This window comes from Pseudomonas sp. HY7a-MNA-CIBAN-0227, assembly GCF_040310325.1.
Classification (GTDB): domain Bacteria; phylum Pseudomonadota; class Gammaproteobacteria; order Pseudomonadales; family Pseudomonadaceae; genus Aquipseudomonas.
In genome coordinates this window covers 99,996-113,992 of sequence record NZ_JBEOPT010000002.1, presented here as the reverse complement: position 1 = coordinate 113,992, position 13,997 = coordinate 99,996, and the positions used below count along the sequence as shown (strand labels likewise).

Annotated in this window: 16 protein-coding genes; 10 read left to right on the top strand and 6 right to left on the bottom strand. The window is 54.9% G+C overall.

Annotated features, from left to right (window positions below):
* The first annotated feature begins 179 nt into the window (after positions 1–179).
* From AAEZ06_RS03705 to AAEZ06_RS03685, 5 genes are all read left to right on the top strand, one after another.
* On the top strand, positions 180–533 hold the full coding sequence (locus AAEZ06_RS03705; protein ID WP_092239348.1) for a co-regulatory protein PtrA N-terminal domain-containing protein: 354 nt from the start codon (positions 180–182) through the stop codon (positions 531–533).
* Positions 534–702: 169 nt separating this feature from the next.
* Positions 703–1,239 carry a cupredoxin domain-containing protein gene (locus AAEZ06_RS03700; protein ID WP_092239346.1) on the top strand — a complete coding sequence of 179 codons (537 nt, stop codon included), beginning with the start codon at positions 703–705 and terminating at the stop codon, positions 1,237–1,239.
* 97 nt (positions 1,240–1,336) lie between these two features.
* Complete coding sequence (locus AAEZ06_RS03695) at positions 1,337–1,591, top strand: DUF2933 domain-containing protein (protein WP_092239429.1); 255 nt, start codon at positions 1,337–1,339, stop codon at positions 1,589–1,591.
* Positions 1,592–1,593: 2 nt separating this feature from the next.
* Positions 1,594–3,930 carry a heavy metal translocating P-type ATPase gene (locus AAEZ06_RS03690; protein WP_115128418.1) on the top strand — a complete coding sequence of 779 codons (2,337 nt, stop codon included), beginning with the start codon at positions 1,594–1,596 and terminating at the stop codon, positions 3,928–3,930.
* Positions 3,931–4,086: 156 nt separating this feature from the next.
* Complete coding sequence (locus tag AAEZ06_RS03685) at positions 4,087–5,130, top strand: YVTN family beta-propeller repeat protein (RefSeq protein WP_092239342.1); 1,044 nt, start codon at positions 4,087–4,089, stop codon at positions 5,128–5,130.
* 592 nt (positions 5,131–5,722) lie between these two features.
* Here the strand turns inward: AAEZ06_RS03685 and AAEZ06_RS03680 are convergent.
* The 5 genes from AAEZ06_RS03680 to AAEZ06_RS03660 all read right to left on the bottom strand — a co-directional run bounded on the left by AAEZ06_RS03680 (position 5,723) and on the right by AAEZ06_RS03660 (position 8,249).
* Positions 5,723–5,905, bottom strand: coding sequence for a DUF1289 domain-containing protein (locus tag AAEZ06_RS03680; RefSeq protein WP_092239337.1), 183 nt, complete (start codon positions 5,903–5,905; stop codon positions 5,723–5,725).
* A gap of 2 nt (positions 5,906–5,907) precedes the next feature.
* Positions 5,908–6,282: a hypothetical protein gene (locus AAEZ06_RS03675; RefSeq protein WP_092239335.1), complete on the bottom strand. Its 375-nt coding sequence runs from the start codon at positions 6,280–6,282 to the stop codon at positions 5,908–5,910.
* A 113-nt stretch (positions 6,283–6,395) separates the two neighbouring features.
* Positions 6,396–7,304 (bottom strand): CDF family Co(II)/Ni(II) efflux transporter DmeF, encoded by a 909-nt coding sequence (gene dmeF / locus AAEZ06_RS03670; RefSeq protein WP_092239333.1) that lies wholly within the window; start codon positions 7,302–7,304, stop codon positions 6,396–6,398.
* A gap of 19 nt (positions 7,305–7,323) precedes the next feature.
* Positions 7,324–7,599: a metal/formaldehyde-sensitive transcriptional repressor gene (locus AAEZ06_RS03665; RefSeq protein WP_092239330.1), complete on the bottom strand. Its 276-nt coding sequence runs from the start codon at positions 7,597–7,599 to the stop codon at positions 7,324–7,326.
* Positions 7,600–8,009: 410 nt separating this feature from the next.
* Positions 8,010–8,249 carry a hypothetical protein gene (locus AAEZ06_RS03660; protein ID WP_092237208.1) on the bottom strand — a complete coding sequence of 80 codons (240 nt, stop codon included), beginning with the start codon at positions 8,247–8,249 and terminating at the stop codon, positions 8,010–8,012.
* A gap of 627 nt (positions 8,250–8,876) precedes the next feature.
* Here AAEZ06_RS03660 and AAEZ06_RS03655 point away from each other — a divergent pair.
* Entirely contained in the window at positions 8,877–9,077 is a 201-nt protein-coding gene (locus AAEZ06_RS03655; RefSeq protein WP_034114911.1) for a heavy-metal-associated domain-containing protein, read from the top strand.
* Between the two features lie 269 nt (positions 9,078–9,346).
* Here AAEZ06_RS03655 and flgB read toward each other — a convergent pair whose 3' ends face one another.
* Positions 9,347–9,760, bottom strand: a complete 414-nt coding sequence (flgB, locus tag AAEZ06_RS03650) for a flagellar basal body rod protein FlgB (RefSeq protein WP_092237211.1) — start codon at positions 9,758–9,760, stop codon at positions 9,347–9,349.
* Between the two features lie 399 nt (positions 9,761–10,159).
* On the opposite strand from flgB, the gene AAEZ06_RS03645 reads away from it, so the two are divergent.
* The 4 genes from AAEZ06_RS03645 (at position 10,160) to AAEZ06_RS03630 (ending at position 13,813) form a co-directional block, all read left to right on the top strand.
* Positions 10,160–10,366 (top strand): co-regulatory protein PtrA N-terminal domain-containing protein, encoded by a 207-nt coding sequence (locus AAEZ06_RS03645; RefSeq protein ID WP_034114927.1) that lies wholly within the window; start codon positions 10,160–10,162, stop codon positions 10,364–10,366.
* A gap of 218 nt (positions 10,367–10,584) precedes the next feature.
* Positions 10,585–12,456 (top strand): copper resistance system multicopper oxidase, encoded by a 1,872-nt coding sequence (locus AAEZ06_RS03640; protein ID WP_115128420.1) that lies wholly within the window; start codon positions 10,585–10,587, stop codon positions 12,454–12,456.
* 12 nt (positions 12,457–12,468) lie between these two features.
* A complete protein-coding gene (locus AAEZ06_RS03635; protein WP_139273583.1) occupies positions 12,469–12,741 on the top strand; it encodes a hypothetical protein in 273 nt (90 codons plus the stop codon).
* Positions 12,713–13,813, top strand: coding sequence for a copper resistance protein B (locus tag AAEZ06_RS03630; protein ID WP_169850847.1), 1,101 nt, complete (start codon positions 12,713–12,715; stop codon positions 13,811–13,813). The genes AAEZ06_RS03635 and AAEZ06_RS03630 overlap by 29 nt, the downstream gene beginning before the upstream one ends.
* The last annotated feature ends 184 nt before the right edge of the window (positions 13,814–13,997 follow it).

Sequence of the window (13,997 nt, the reverse complement as noted above, 5' to 3'; positions counted from 1 at the left end):
GAGTTTGCAACGAATTAGCTCAGCCAACCAGAAACTGACAGAAATGTAATTCTGGCTTCAGGTTGATGTCAGCAAGCGTTGTCTAGGGTTTGCCCATGAACACCGTCAAGTGCTCATCCGACTCTCCAGAGAGAAAAACCCTCAGGAGTCGGACACCATTCCTATCAAGGAGCTGCCCCATGAGCTATCTCAAAACCGTGTTTCTGGCTGGCTCGATCCTGCTCTCGGCCTCGGCATGGGCTGAGGGCGGCGGAGACCGAGTGATGGAGCGCATGGAAAGTATGCGTAATAAAGCGGAAACCGTTCTGATTCAAGCCGAAAAAGCCCCTGCAGGCCAACGCCATGTGCACATGGCAGAGCACATGAAAATGCTTGGCGAGATCATGAGCCAACTCCATCAAGACCATCCCGATGCATCAATGTCGCCCCAACAGCATCTCGCCTGGATGGAGAAGCACGACAAAATCGTCGATGACGTTTTGAACCAAATGCAACGCGAACACAAACTAATGCTTTCAGAAAACCATCAGTAAATATCCTGCTTTCAAGGCTTTTCGCAATTAATTGCGATTACAAACGACGTCGCTTAGACGCCGTTGTTTATTTTAAAAACTGACAGAAATGTAGTGCTCAGGTCAGTTAACTGGTAGCTCAGTCACTTTAATATAGCGAGTGTTTTTCTCGCTCATCCTTGAGGTCACTATGAACGCTAAATTTTTTACCCCTGTTATCGCGACAATGGCTCTATTTTTCGGTGCTACAGCCATGGCTAGTGTGGGGCATGGCAAAGATGACATTGGTCAACCTGGAACCGCTGCCGAGGTTACCCGCACCGTTGAGGTGAAAATGGGCGACATTTTCTTCGCGTCCAAAAACATCAATGTCAAACCCGGAGAGACGGTTCGATTCGTCCTGCGCAACGAAGGTTCGCTGCTGCATGAATTCAATATTGGTAACGCAGCTGCACATGCTGCTCACCAAAAAGAGATGGCAGCCATGTTCCAGAACGGCACGCTCACGCCTATTGGGTCCGGGCAAGCCATGAGCAATATGGGGCATAGCATGGGGGAAATGAAGATGGTCGGGATGGAGCACAACGATCCGAACAGCGTCTTGATCGAACCTGGCGCAACCAAAGAGCTCATCTGGACGTTCGCCAAGAGCACGGGGCTGGAGTTTGCCTGCAACGTACCTGGTCATTACCAATCAGGAATGGTTGGTCAGTTTGAAGTGAAGTAAACGTGGCTTGATCGATATCACCGCCTCAAAGCGAGCGTTGACTACTCTCAGTCGCAGACGTCACCGCAACTTTTGCGAGGACAGTGGGGACTACATCATGACTAACCATCATCATTCGGTTGAAAACGCTCCTTCGTCTTTCTGGAGGAGCAAAACGGGCGTTGTACTGATCATGCTGGTTGCGATTGGTGTCTTTTACCTGGTTCGGGAGCACTTCAGCCATGTTTCGCCTTATTTACCCTATCTGATCCTGTTGATCTGTCCTTTGATGCATTTTTTTGGACATGGCCATGGAGGGCATGGTCGAAATGCTGATCAGGCAGAAACCAACAAGAATGAGGACGGAAAATAATCATGGCCACCAACACGAGCCACCACGACCATAGTCACTCCCATCCATTAAACCCCCAAGGTGAAGGTCTACGTGATCTGGTGTGCGGCATGACCGTCACGGAGCAGTCTGTTCACAAGTTAACGCACGAGGGCCGGCCTTATTACTTCTGCAGCGCCAAGTGTCAGGGCAAGTTTGCGGCAAATCCGCTGCAATACCTCACGCCGGCACCACCGGCGGAGACCGCGCCAGCGGCCGTCGGCACCATCTACACCTGCCCGATGCACCCCGAGATACGTCAGGACCATCCGGGCAACTGCCCCAAATGCGGCATGTCGCTGGAGCCCTTGCTGCCGGAACTCGACGACGATGAGAACCCCGAATTGCGCGATTTTCAGCGCCGCTTCTGGTGGACCTTGCCGCTGACAGGCATGGTCTTTGTTCTCGCCATGTTCGGCCACCGTTTCCAGTGGATGGACATGACCGTGCAGAGCTGGGTCGAACTGGTGCTGTCGATCCCCATCGTCCTATGGGCCGGATGGCCGTTCTTTACGCGCGGGTGGCAGTCCGTGGAGAACCTCAGTCCGAACATGTGGACCTTGATTAGTCTGGGCACCGGTGCGGCTTTCGTCTATAGCGTGGTCGCCACGGTCACGCCGCAGGTGTTCCCGGCCTCGTTCATCTCCATGGGCCGCGTCGCTGTGTACTTTGAAGCGGCCGCCGTGATCATCTCGCTCACGTTGCTGGGCCAGGTGCTCGAACTCAAGGCCCGGTCGCAGACCTCGGCGGCCATCAAGTCGCTGCTGGGCCTGGCGCCCAAGACCGCCCGCCGCATCCGGGAGGACGGCACCGAAGAGGATATCCCGCTGAACCATGTACATGTGGGCGACTTACTGCGCGTTCGCCCTGGGGAGAAGGTGCCAGTGGACGGCGTGGTGACTGAAGGCGGCAGCTCGGTCGATGAATCCATGCTCACGGGCGAGCCGATACCGGTCACCAAGCGCGTGGGCGACAAAGTGATCGGCGCCACGCTCAACACCAGCGGCGCACTGGTGATGCGCTCTGAACATGTAGGCGCGACCACAATGCTGGCCCAGATCGTGCAAATGGTGGCGCAGGCCCAGCGTTCCCGTGCGCCGATGCAGCGCATGGCCGACGTCGTGGCGGGCTACTTTGTCGTCACCGTGATGGGGATCGCCCTGCTGGCCTTCCTCGGCTGGGGCCTGTTCGGTCCCGAGCCGCGTTGGGTGTTCGGCCTGATCAACGCGGTGTCGGTGCTGATCATTGCCTGCCCCTGCGCGCTGGGCCTGGCCACGCCGATGTCCATCATGGTCGCCACCGGTCGCGGTGCAACGCACGGCGTGCTGTTCCGTGATGCTGCAGCGATCGAAAACATGCGCAAAATCGACACCCTCATCATCGACAAGACCGGCACCCTGACCGAGGGGCGTCCGACGTTCGAGCGCGCCGTGCCTGCGCCCGGCTTTGATGCCGACGAGGTGCTGCGCCTGGCCGCCAGCCTGGACCAGGGCAGCGAGCACCCGCTGGCCGAAACCATCGTGCGCGCCGCCCGCGAGCGCGGCATGCTGTTCGACAAGCCCGAGAATTTCGAGTCCGGCTCGGGCATCGGCGTGCGTGGGCAGGTGGCAGGGCGTCAACTGGCGCTGGGCAACACCACGCTGATGGAGCAGATCGGCGTCTCGGTCGCTGCCCTGGTGCCGCAGGCCGAGGCCTTGCGTGCAGAAGGCGCCAGTGTGATGCACCTGGCAGTCGATGGCCAACTTATGGGCCTGCTGGCCGTGTCCGACCCGATCAAAGCCAGCACGCCGGAAGCCTTGGCGACGCTCAAGGCTTCGGGGCTGCGCATCGTGATGGCGACCGGCGACGGCCTGACCACGGCCAAGGCTGTTGCAGCCCGCCTGGGCATCGACGAGGTGCATGGCGAGGTCAAGCCGGCCGACAAGCTGCTGCTGGTGGAAAGGTTGCAAAAGGAAGGCCGCGTGGTGGCCATGGCGGGCGATGGCATCAACGACGCGCCGGCGCTGGCCAAGGCCGATGTCGGCGTGGCCATGGGCACCGGAACCGACGTGGCGATGAACAGCGCCCAGATCACGCTGGTCAAGGGCGATCTACGCGGGATTGCGATTGCGCGCGCATTGTCGGAAGCCACGGTGGGCAACATGAAGCAAAACCTGATGTTTGCCTTTTTGTACAACGCGCTGGGCATCCCGATTGCGGCCGGCGTGCTGTATCCGCTGACCGGCTGGCTGCTGTCGCCGCTGATTGCCGCGCTGGCCATGAGCTTGAGTTCGGTGTCGGTGATCGGCAACGCTTTGCGGCTGCGAAACAGACGCGTATGACTCCGCTGTTTTGGTGGTATCGACGGCGGCGGCTGTCACGGTTAAGGAGGTGAATCACAAGATTCGAGGCGACGTGGCCGGTAATGGCATCCAAGACGGGCCGCCGCAGGCTGAGGCCTGACGATAGAAGTTTTATTTTCTCAATAAGGATTAATCATGATGACAAGTAAAGGTAAGTGGTTTTTAACGGCAATACAGGTCGGGCTGCTGGCCTGGTCCGGCACTACATGGGCCGCTGACAAGGTGTATGTGGCCAATGAGGGCGCTGACACGGTCAGCGTGCTCGATGCCGCGTCGTTCAAGACACTGGCAAGCGTGCGCGTCGGCAAGACACCGCACAACGTGCAGGTATCGCCTGACGGAAAGGTCGTATGGGTGACCAATAACGGCGAGCCTGATCAGGCGGCTGGCTCTGCGCATAAGGAAATGGCCAAAGGTGAACACAGCACGATGGCGACGGTAGGAGCCGTTTGGGCCATTGATACCAGTAGTGACGCGGTAATCGCCAAGGTGCCGGTCGGCATGCACCCGGCCCATGTGGTGGTGTCGCCAGATGGCCGCCTTGCCTACGTCACCAACGGCGGCGACGACATGGTGAGTGTGATTGACACATCGGAGCAGCGTGTTGTCGCCACGATTCCTGTCGGTAAGTTCCCCCACGGTCTTCGCATCAGTCCGGACGGCAAGCAGGCCTACGTCGCCAACCTCAAGGGCGGCACGGTGTCGGTCATTGATACCGCCAGCCAAAAGGAGATCGCGCAGGTGCAGGTAGGCAAGGGTCCGGCTCAAGTCGGCTTCACGCCGGACGGTCGTCTTGTCTTGGTGTCGCTGTCGGAAGAAAACGCCGTCGCCGTGATAGACCCGGCCACGCGCCAGGTGATTCGCAAGGTTGCCGTCGGAACGGTGCCTATCCAGCTGTACGTCACGCCGGATTCGCGCACGCTGCTGGTGGCCAACCAGGGCACGCCGAAGAAGCCTGGCAAAACCGTCAGCCTGATCGACCTGGAGAGTTTCAAGGTCGCCAAGACAGTCGTGACTGGCGCCGGTGCTCATGGCGTGGTCGTCGACCGTGACGGACGGTACGCATACGTTACCAACACCTACGCCAACTCGGTCTCCGTGCTCGACGTGAAGGACCGCAAGGTCACGAAGACCGTACCGGTCGGCAAGGCCCCCAACGGCATCAGCGTGACGCCTTGACGGTTTGACCGTCGCGTGCAGCCCAGGGAGCGAGACCCAAGCCCTGGAAAAAATCCGCGAAGCCTGCAACGACGCCTGCGAGCAGGCGTTTAGCCTGCTGTTTCAGAACCTCGTCATGTTCGACACATAGCGATCGCTCACGAAGTGAATCGGGTACCTGCGTACCCAGTGCAAGGTCTAGCATGCGTACGATCCCCGACCCTGACGGGTGACGCCTGATTGAGGTGTGCTCGGGGTCATGCCGAGATAAGGGAAAATTAGGACATTAGACCTGTAACTGAATGATTCACTTAGCTTTTTTCAGAAGGATTCGAATCTTGCGTTTTGTTTGTGTGAAATGACGATCCTGTCGGCTTTCCGGCCTCAGTCAGCCCTTGGGTTGCGCGCTCCAGGTAGACGGTGTTCCACAGCGCTACCGGGCCAGCGGCCTCAGCCTGGTAACCGCCGCGATTGTGCTGTGGAACACCGAAGACGGCATCACTCACTGATTTTAATTGTTATGCCATAACATCCTGTTCGGCCTGTATGTTGACGGCAATCCGTGAATTCTGCTTTTAGCGAGCCTTTCATCGAATGTCGGGAACAATCCCAGCTATCCCTGTGTTTTCTTCAATCCTTTCAGACGCATGTTCGCCCTTTGGACAGCAGCCATCTTTTCGGGCCGCTTCATTCGTTTCCATTTCCTAATGTCTTCCTTGCTTCGCCCGCAGCTCACACAAAGATCGCCACTTAGCTGGCAAACTGAAATGCATGGACTTTCGATTTCTTTAGCCATCGTCAATAACCCTTTGTCACGCGTGATTGCGCCAACCGCTTCTGCCAATCGCCACCATGACTTCGTTGGCACTCCTCCTCAGAGTCGAACCGTACATTGTGGTCTGATGGGCGCAGATCAATGTTTGCGCCGTTCAGCGCCATGGCAGTCAGCTCAAAGATGCGCACCTTCTGCGCGCTAGACTGGGCAAGCTTTTTGTCTGCTAACGTTTCGAAAACCCAGATCACTTTTAGAGTTTCAGGAAGCGCGTTTAAGTCAGCTTCGTGGGTGAGCCAGGAAAAGCCTTTGATTTCAGATTTTGCCGTTTCGCAAGCTTCGGTGAGAGTTGCAATTAAACCGCGTTCGATCCGCGCAAGTTCACGTTTGCCTAAGGGCATTGCGGGCTCCTTTGGAGGCAATAGATGGGGGGCGCCCTGCAACGGGCGGGTTCAACAAAGCGAGTTAGCGAAGGGGCTCAATTAGAGCCCCTTACCAGAGGAATCAGACTGAATCAGACAGGTCGAAATTCGACAGTCAGATGGCTGACCTCGTGAACAGGCTTGAGACGTTCACGAATGATTTCGGCGTTCGCAGTGGCTTCGCCAAGGACGCTTACGATAGCCGCATGCGCTTCTGGTCCAACCCGCCAGACATGCAAGTCTGTAATGGTTGCATCGCCTGGCTTCTCAACCAGCTCACGGATTTCCTCTGCAACGTGCTCATCAGTTTGATCTAGCAGTACAGCAGAGGTCACACCCATCAAGCTCCACGCCCAACGCGCGATAACGATGGCACCAACAATACCCATTACCGGATCCAGCCATACCCACCCGAGATACCGGCCAGCGAGCAATGCAGCAATTGCCAGCACGGAGGTCAGTGCGTCCGCTATTACATGGACGTACGCTGATTTCAGGTTGTTATCCCCGTGATGTCCATGATCATGATCATGACTGTGGCCGTGGCCAAGCAGAAGCGCGCTCACAATGTTTACGATCAAGCCAACAATCGCAATGAGCGTAGCGGTCCCGAATTGAACCTCCGTTGGCTGGAGGAGGCGCATTACTGACTCTACGCCGATTACCAGGGACACCATGCCGAGTATGAGCGCCGATGCAAACCCACCCAGATCTCCAACCTTACCGGTACCGAAGCTGTAACGATTACTGGACGCGTGGCGTTTTGCGTATCCGTAAGCAGCCGCTGCGATGCCCAAAGCGCCCGCATGGGTCGCCATGTGAAAACCATCGGCAAGTAAAGCCATCGAGCCAGTGATATAACCGGCGGTGATTTCGCCAACCATCATCACCACCGTAAGCGCCACGACCCAAAGGGTACGTTTGGCATTTTCTTCGTGCGCTGACCCAAGGAATACGTGGTCGTGTATGTGATTAATTTCGATATTGGTGCTGCTACTCATGAACTTGTACCTGGTTTCTTCACTTTGAATAGCGGCGAATGGCTTCAATAAGTTCTTCGACACCCTTGTTGCGCTCTTCATCGCTGAGCGCTGGGTTCGCTACATGCTCCCTGGCGTGGTCCTCAATAATTTCGTCCATTAATCCATTGATGGCCCCGCGTGTGGCGGCGACAAGATGCAATGTTTTTGCGCAATCGAGATCCGATTCCAAAGCACGTTCAACTGCCTGGATTTGTCCTGCGATGCGTTTAACTCGTTTGAGAAGAGCGTCTTTGTTTGAAGCTGTGTGACCCATGGTATACCCCTCCTACCTATGCAAGTCGCATGATAGGCATACCTAGTACCCCTATGCAAGCGTCGTATGACGGAGAGGCCGCCCGCAGTGCCTTGCTGGAAAGCGATGCTTCAAGTGTGGAGGGTCAGGCCGAAGGGGGTAATCGCAGAAAACGGAGATGTTTGTACGCTAAGCCATGCTGCTCTGCTGCAAGCATTGTTCGGCACTGTTGCGTCCGGTTGAAGTACGCCTCAACCCGGCGTCAGGCCGACCAACAGGGATCTCAAAACGCATGCCTCCTCATTTCTTAACTACAATGATGGGAGCTGAAGGATCAGCTCCCATCAACAAAAATCCCGTCAGTCATGACGGTTTTTTTGTTTTCAGTCCGCATCGCTGAACAGATGACCAGTAAATTGCGTTCGTACAGATCATGGTGAGCTGATGCGGGTAGGTGTTGTTATGGTGGTTTGATCGCACTCCATGTTCAGTCTTTCGCATTCCGCATCTGCTTCTATCCGTGTCGAGTAGGTGAACTGCAATCGCTGCTTACCTTGATTGTCATAAATATCAAAACCAGCCGGAACTGTAGTGGAGTGAAAGCGAGCTCCATTGCGAACCGATCCTGTTTCGGTGGGGATCGCAGGAACAACAACGAATCTCTGGATCATCTTCGCGTCCTTGTGTTGAGTGAACCTTAACTAATAGCGACAGCCCGCCACTTCTTCAAGTTTTGAGAAGTCCTATGACAACCAAACAACCCGAGGCGGTGGCCTGTCAGGTTGAGCTCATAGAGGTTTGTAGGGAAACGTCAGGAAAAGCCGAAATAGACCCTACCTTGACGTACCTCCGTCGTCCGGCCTGACGCCGGGTTGAGGCGTACTCCATTCGGACACAGACTGCACAACGCAAGGGCTTACAGACTGTCAGCAGGGGCTTATCGTACGATTTTTTCCGTTTTCTCTATGCACCCCAGACAACGCGATAGGCGTGCGCGGATTGTCCGAAGTCGCCAGCCATTCAGGAGGACTTGAGGTGGATTGCACGCAAGCCTTTATAGAACAACCGCATGCGAAGCAAATGTCCTAATTTTCCCTTATCTCGGCATGACCCCTGCTCCAACCGGACATAGGCCGTGTCACAAAGGCTGAAGCCGGTCGGTTGTCGCTTAGTGTGCGGAACTCCTTTTTTTGCGATCTCCCCAAACCAGGGTGCAGGCAAGACTTGACCTTGCCATCATGTCAACGTTTATGCTGTGTTTGCGGCTAAAGAAGCCGCTCAATACGAGAGGAATAACTATGTTCGTCTTAGATGTGTCCGGCATTGGTTGCGGCAGCTGCATTAGCAAAATCACCAAAGCTATTCACGCGTTGGATAGCGAGGCAAGGGTTTTGGTGGATCGTGCTGCCGGCAAGGTCAACGTTGAAAGTAGCGAAAACCCTGAGCGAGTCCGCGCAGCTGTGGAAACATTGGGTTTTCCTTCCAAAATCAGCGCCTGATGGTGCTGATCCGCTCCAGCTTTAACGCTCCCATATACAGGCTCTCCCTGGGCTCATTTCAGATATGAGCCCAGGGCCGAGATAAGCTGATCAAAGTCTTCTTAGCGCTTTCCTGGAGTAATAGCTTCAGCACCTATCCAGCCCGCCTCAATGGTTCAATGAGCACAATGTGGTAGGCAATGGGTCGAAGTCTGCTGACATTGACTTTAGGGCAACCAGGGCAGAGATAACCGGCCTGTTCTATAGTGCAAGTACTTGTTTTTTGGCAATTACTCCCCACGAAGAGCCTTAATCAGGCCTTTAAATGAACCATTGAGTCGGGTGAACGCTGCCTCGAAATGAATTTCATTTTCCGTATACTTCGCAAGCTCGACTTGCTGATCCACGGTATTTTGGTCCAGGGACGGTTGATTTGGAATTCTGTAAAGTAAAGCTCTCTCATCAATTTCGGCTGCTGATCCGTTCCCAGCAATGTGCTTTAGGTTTGTTGTTTGTAAAGAAAACTGAGCATCCGTCATTCGCTTTGACTGGCTTGCAAGCAAGGCAGGAAAGTCCAAGTCGCGGGCCTTGAAATTTGGCGTATCGGCGTTAGCTATATTATTGCTCAGCACCTCCGCTCTTTGGCTGCGATAAATTAACGCTCTTTCCGCAGAACCAACGGCTTTTTCAAAATTAATACTCACGTCTAATCACCTTTGTGGAATTACCAGTCCCGACGCAATACGCATATCGAACACTCAAGGTTAAATACAATGCATCAGCGTCGGCGAATTTCAGATCCTGTTCAGCTGTTCAAAAACCGTCGAATCTCTTTAAAAATGACAGGAAGCTTACAAAATTGTCATATATAAATTTTAATCGGTTAAATACGATGCAGTGTTACTTGGATGAGTGAGAGCTTACGAATTAATCCGCCTGCTATTCAATAGAAAAGTGGCAGCCTGACACAACTGTAATATTCACCTAAGGTTTCTGACAGGGGATGAGTCCTAAAGTTATATCGAGCCTTGAGCTCAGCCCCCAAGAATCATTTTTCAATGTGGATTCAACGGGATGACCAAAACTTATTCGAGGATACCCCCATGAAATCCATTAAAACCCTGTTTGTCATAGCCGCTTTGACCGTCTCTTCTCTGGCGATGGCCGAAGGTGGCGGTGACCGGACGTTCGCGCGCATGGAGGCTGCAATGAAGAGGTCAATGGACGCGTACCAAATTGCCCAAAAGCAAGGCACTCAACCCCCAGTAGCCGAGAGCAAAGCCAACGCTGTCGACCAAGCCAAATATTGAACGGCTCGATGCACTCCCAAGCTGACAGAAATGTAATCACCTCGGTGGTTAAAATGTGGCAATTTCTGAGCTCGCCTGCCCTATGAGTTTAGTCCTTTGCGGCGGCGGGCAAGGTTCATAGAGATTCGAGACGAGCTCCTGAGAGCCCGCTAACCTATAAGCATAATCCACAGCGTGTTTCACACGGTTTCCCTTTCGACTGACTGGATATAAACGGCATGCATTCCAAAACCTCTAGGCGGACATTCGTTAAAGGCTTGGCCGCTGGTGGCATTCTCGGCGGCTTTGGCCTTTGGCGCACTCCTGTATGGGCAGTGACCAGTCCTGGTCTGCCGAGCGTACTCACCGGCAACGAATTTGATCTGTTTATTGGTGAAACCCCGGTAAACATCACCGGCTCGCCACGCACGGCCATGACCATCAATGGCTCCTTGCCGGGACCATTGCTGCGCTGGCGCGAAGGGGAAACGGTCACGCTGCGGGTAAAAAACCGCCTGGATCAGGACACTTCAATCCATTGGCACGGGATCATCTTGCCGGCCAACATGGATGGAGTGCCGGGCTTGAGTTTCCACGGCATCGCCCCCGATGGCATGTACGAGTATAAATTCAAGGTGCATCAGAACGGTACGTACTGGTACCACAGCCACTCGGGCTTTCAGGAACAAGCTGGCGTATATGGCCCCATCGTGATCGATTCAAAAGAGCCGGAGCCTTTTCAGTACGACCGCGATTACGTGGTGATGCTGACCGACTGGACCGATGAAGATCCTGCTCGCGTCATGGCCAAGCTCAAGAAACAATCGGACTACTACAACCACCACAAGCGTACCGTGGGCGACTTCATCGACGATGTCAGCGAGAAAGGCTGGTCCGCGACAGTGGCGGATCGGAAGATGTGGGCCGAAATGAAAATGAACCCCACCGATCTCGCGGACGTCAGTGGGGATACTTACACCTACCTCATGAACGGCCAGGCCCCCAACGGTAACTGGACAGGTATTTTTAAGCCGGGAGAGAAGCTGCGCCTACGCTTCATTAACGGCTCGGGTATGAGCTATTTCGACGTCCGTATCCCAGGCTTGAAAATGACCGTTGTGGCCGCCGACGGCCAGCACGTCAACCCGGTCAGCGTCGACGAATTCCGCATCGCCGTGGCAGAGACCTATGACGTGATCGTCGAGCCTGCCAGTCAAGAGGCGTATACCATTTTTGCCCAGTCCATGGATCGAACCGGTTATGCGCGCGGAACCTTGGCCGTGCGCGAAGGATTGAAGGCGCCGATACCGGCGATTGATCCTCGCCCTCTTGTGACCATGGATGACATGGGGATGGGCGGTATGGCCGGTATGGACCATGGCAGCATGGCGGGCATGGATGGCGGCGCTACGAAGCAAGGTGGCATGTCCGGTATGGCCGGCATGGATCACAGCAAAATGACCGGCATGGGCCAGGATGACATGTCCAATATGACCGGTATGGACCACAGCAATATGGCAGGTATGGACCAGGGTGACATGTCCGGTATGGCAGGTATGGGCGGCATGGGCGGCATGGGCGGAGAGATGCAGACTCACCCCGCCTCCGAAACCAATAACCCCCTGGTTGACATGCAAGCCATGACCCCTACGCCGAAGCTCAACGATCCGGGTATTGGCTTGCGCAACAATGGCCGTCGCGTGCTTACCTACTCTGACCTTAAGAGCACTTTCCAGGATCCGGATGGCCGCGAGCCCAATCGCACCATTGAGCTGCACCTGACCGGTCATATGGAAAAGTTCGCCTGGTCATTCAACGGCATCAAATTCTCTGACGCCGAACCATTGCGCCTCAAGTATGGCGAGCGTCTGCGCATTACGCTGGTGAACGACACCATGATGACTCACCCCATCCACCTCCACGGTATGTGGAGTGACCTTGAGGATGAGAACGGGAAATTCATGGTGCGCAAACACACGATCGACATGCCACCAGGAACCAAACGCAGCTATCGAGTCACCGCTGATGCGTTGGGTCGCTGGGCCTATCACTGCCACCTGCTATTCCATATGGAAATGGGCATGTTCCGTGAAGTACGGGTTGATGAGTAAAGGAGACGGGTTATGAACACATATCTGAATCGTAAGTCGCTGATCGGTTGCGCCCTCGTCATTGGCCTATTAGGGGGAGTGCCCGTTGCACTGGCAGGAGAAAGCGGTGGCGATCATTCCCATCCAACTCCTGCATCATCAACGGACAAGCCAGAGTCAACCCAAAAACCCAAGACCAATGAATCCAAAACCGATCACAGTTCCATGGACCATGGCTCGATGGATCACAGCAAAATGAGCGATGAGTCGATGGATCATGACCAAAAAACTAAAAAAGCGGATTGAGATCATGACCAGTAATTTTTTACGCCCAACCCTGCTGGCACTGACCGTCTCCATCAGCCCCGCTTTTTTTGGCTTGGCGAACGCCGCTGAGGCAATGGATCCGTCGATGACCATGCCCTCGAGTTCGGACTCGAAACCCTCGGGGGTTCAAAAGTCGATCCCCGCCAAAGACAGCCAGATGGACCATTCCAAGATGGATCATGGTTCGATGGAGCCTATGGACCACAGTAAAATGAACATGGGCCAAGGCCAAGAAAAGCCGATGGACCATAGCAAAATGAATCATGGGCAAATGGATCAAGGCCAGATGGAAGGCATGGACCACAGCAAAATGAGTATGGATGCAAGGGCGACTACCACGAGCCGAACCCCTATTCCGGTACTGACCGACGCTGATCGTGAAGCCGCCTTTCCTCCGGTGGCTGGTCATGGCCTCTCTGACAAAAGCCTCAACACGTTCTTTCTCCTCGATCAGTTCGAGTATCAGGACGCTGACAACGGCAGTGCCCTGAGCTGGGACGCTACGGGATGGATCGGTGGGGACGTTGATCGTCTGTGGCTGCGTTCGGAAGGTGAACGTACCAACGGTGTAACCGAGAGCGCCGAACTCACAGCACTGTGGGGGCACTCGATCAGTCCGTGGTGGGACGTTGTTACCGGGGTGCGTCAAGATTTTAAACCAGGCTCGCCACAGACTTGGGGCGCTTTGGGTATCCAAGGGATGGCTCTCTACAACTTTGAAGCGGAAGCCACCGCATTCATTGGTGAGAACGGGCAGACCGCGGCTCGGTTAGAGGGCGATTACGACATTCTGCTTACCAATCGCTTGATCTTGCAGCCCACAGCCGAAATGAATTTTTACGGGAAAAACGACCCGCAACGCGGCATTGGTTCTGGTTTGGCCAATACCGAAGTAGGTTTGCGGTTGCGCTACGAGCTTGTCCGCGAGTTTGCCCCCTACATCGGCGTTACCTGGAGTCGCTCCTATGGCAAGACCGCAGACCTCGCTAGCGATGAAGGAGAGGATACGAACGAGGCGCGATTTGTCGTAGGTATTCGGATGTGGTTTTGAGAACCTTATATGAAAAGAACAATAAAAACGTTGGCTGCTGCCGGTGTGGTTGCAGTCATCATGGGGGCCGGCGTCGTGCATTTTGGTGTGTTCAACGTTGGGGCCGATGAACCCCACTCCGATCCCGTTTACGCACTTCTGTCCACTGCTCGGGATCGCTCGATTGCAGTGCGTTCACGCGACA

Coding starts and splice junctions, on each gene's coding strand:
- AAEZ06_RS03705 (WP_092239348.1), top strand. CDS start 180: ATGAGCTATCTCAAAACCGTGTTTCTGGCTGGCTCGATCCTGCTCTCG.
- AAEZ06_RS03700 (WP_092239346.1), top strand. CDS start 703: ATGAACGCTAAATTTTTTACCCCTGTTATCGCGACAATGGCTCTATTT.
- AAEZ06_RS03695 (WP_092239429.1), top strand. CDS start 1,337: ATGACTAACCATCATCATTCGGTTGAAAACGCTCCTTCGTCTTTCTGG.
- AAEZ06_RS03690 (WP_115128418.1), top strand. CDS start 1,594: ATGGCCACCAACACGAGCCACCACGACCATAGTCACTCCCATCCATTA.
- AAEZ06_RS03685 (WP_092239342.1), top strand. CDS start 4,087: ATGATGACAAGTAAAGGTAAGTGGTTTTTAACGGCAATACAGGTCGGG.
- AAEZ06_RS03680 (WP_092239337.1), bottom strand. CDS start 5,905: ATGGCTAAAGAAATCGAAAGTCCATGCATTTCAGTTTGCCAGCTAAGT.
- AAEZ06_RS03675 (WP_092239335.1), bottom strand. CDS start 6,282: ATGCCCTTAGGCAAACGTGAACTTGCGCGGATCGAACGCGGTTTAATT.
- dmeF (WP_092239333.1), bottom strand. CDS start 7,304: ATGAGTAGCAGCACCAATATCGAAATTAATCACATACACGACCACGTA.
- AAEZ06_RS03665 (WP_092239330.1), bottom strand. CDS start 7,599: ATGGGTCACACAGCTTCAAACAAAGACGCTCTTCTCAAACGAGTTAAA.
- AAEZ06_RS03660 (WP_092237208.1), bottom strand. CDS start 8,249: ATGATCCAGAGATTCGTTGTTGTTCCTGCGATCCCCACCGAAACAGGA.
- AAEZ06_RS03655 (WP_034114911.1), top strand. CDS start 8,877: ATGTTCGTCTTAGATGTGTCCGGCATTGGTTGCGGCAGCTGCATTAGC.
- AAEZ06_RS03645 (WP_034114927.1), top strand. CDS start 10,160: ATGAAATCCATTAAAACCCTGTTTGTCATAGCCGCTTTGACCGTCTCT.
- AAEZ06_RS03640 (WP_115128420.1), top strand. CDS start 10,585: ATGCATTCCAAAACCTCTAGGCGGACATTCGTTAAAGGCTTGGCCGCT.
- AAEZ06_RS03635 (WP_139273583.1), top strand. CDS start 12,469: ATGAACACATATCTGAATCGTAAGTCGCTGATCGGTTGCGCCCTCGTC.
- AAEZ06_RS03630 (WP_169850847.1), top strand. CDS start 12,713: ATGACCAAAAAACTAAAAAAGCGGATTGAGATCATGACCAGTAATTTT.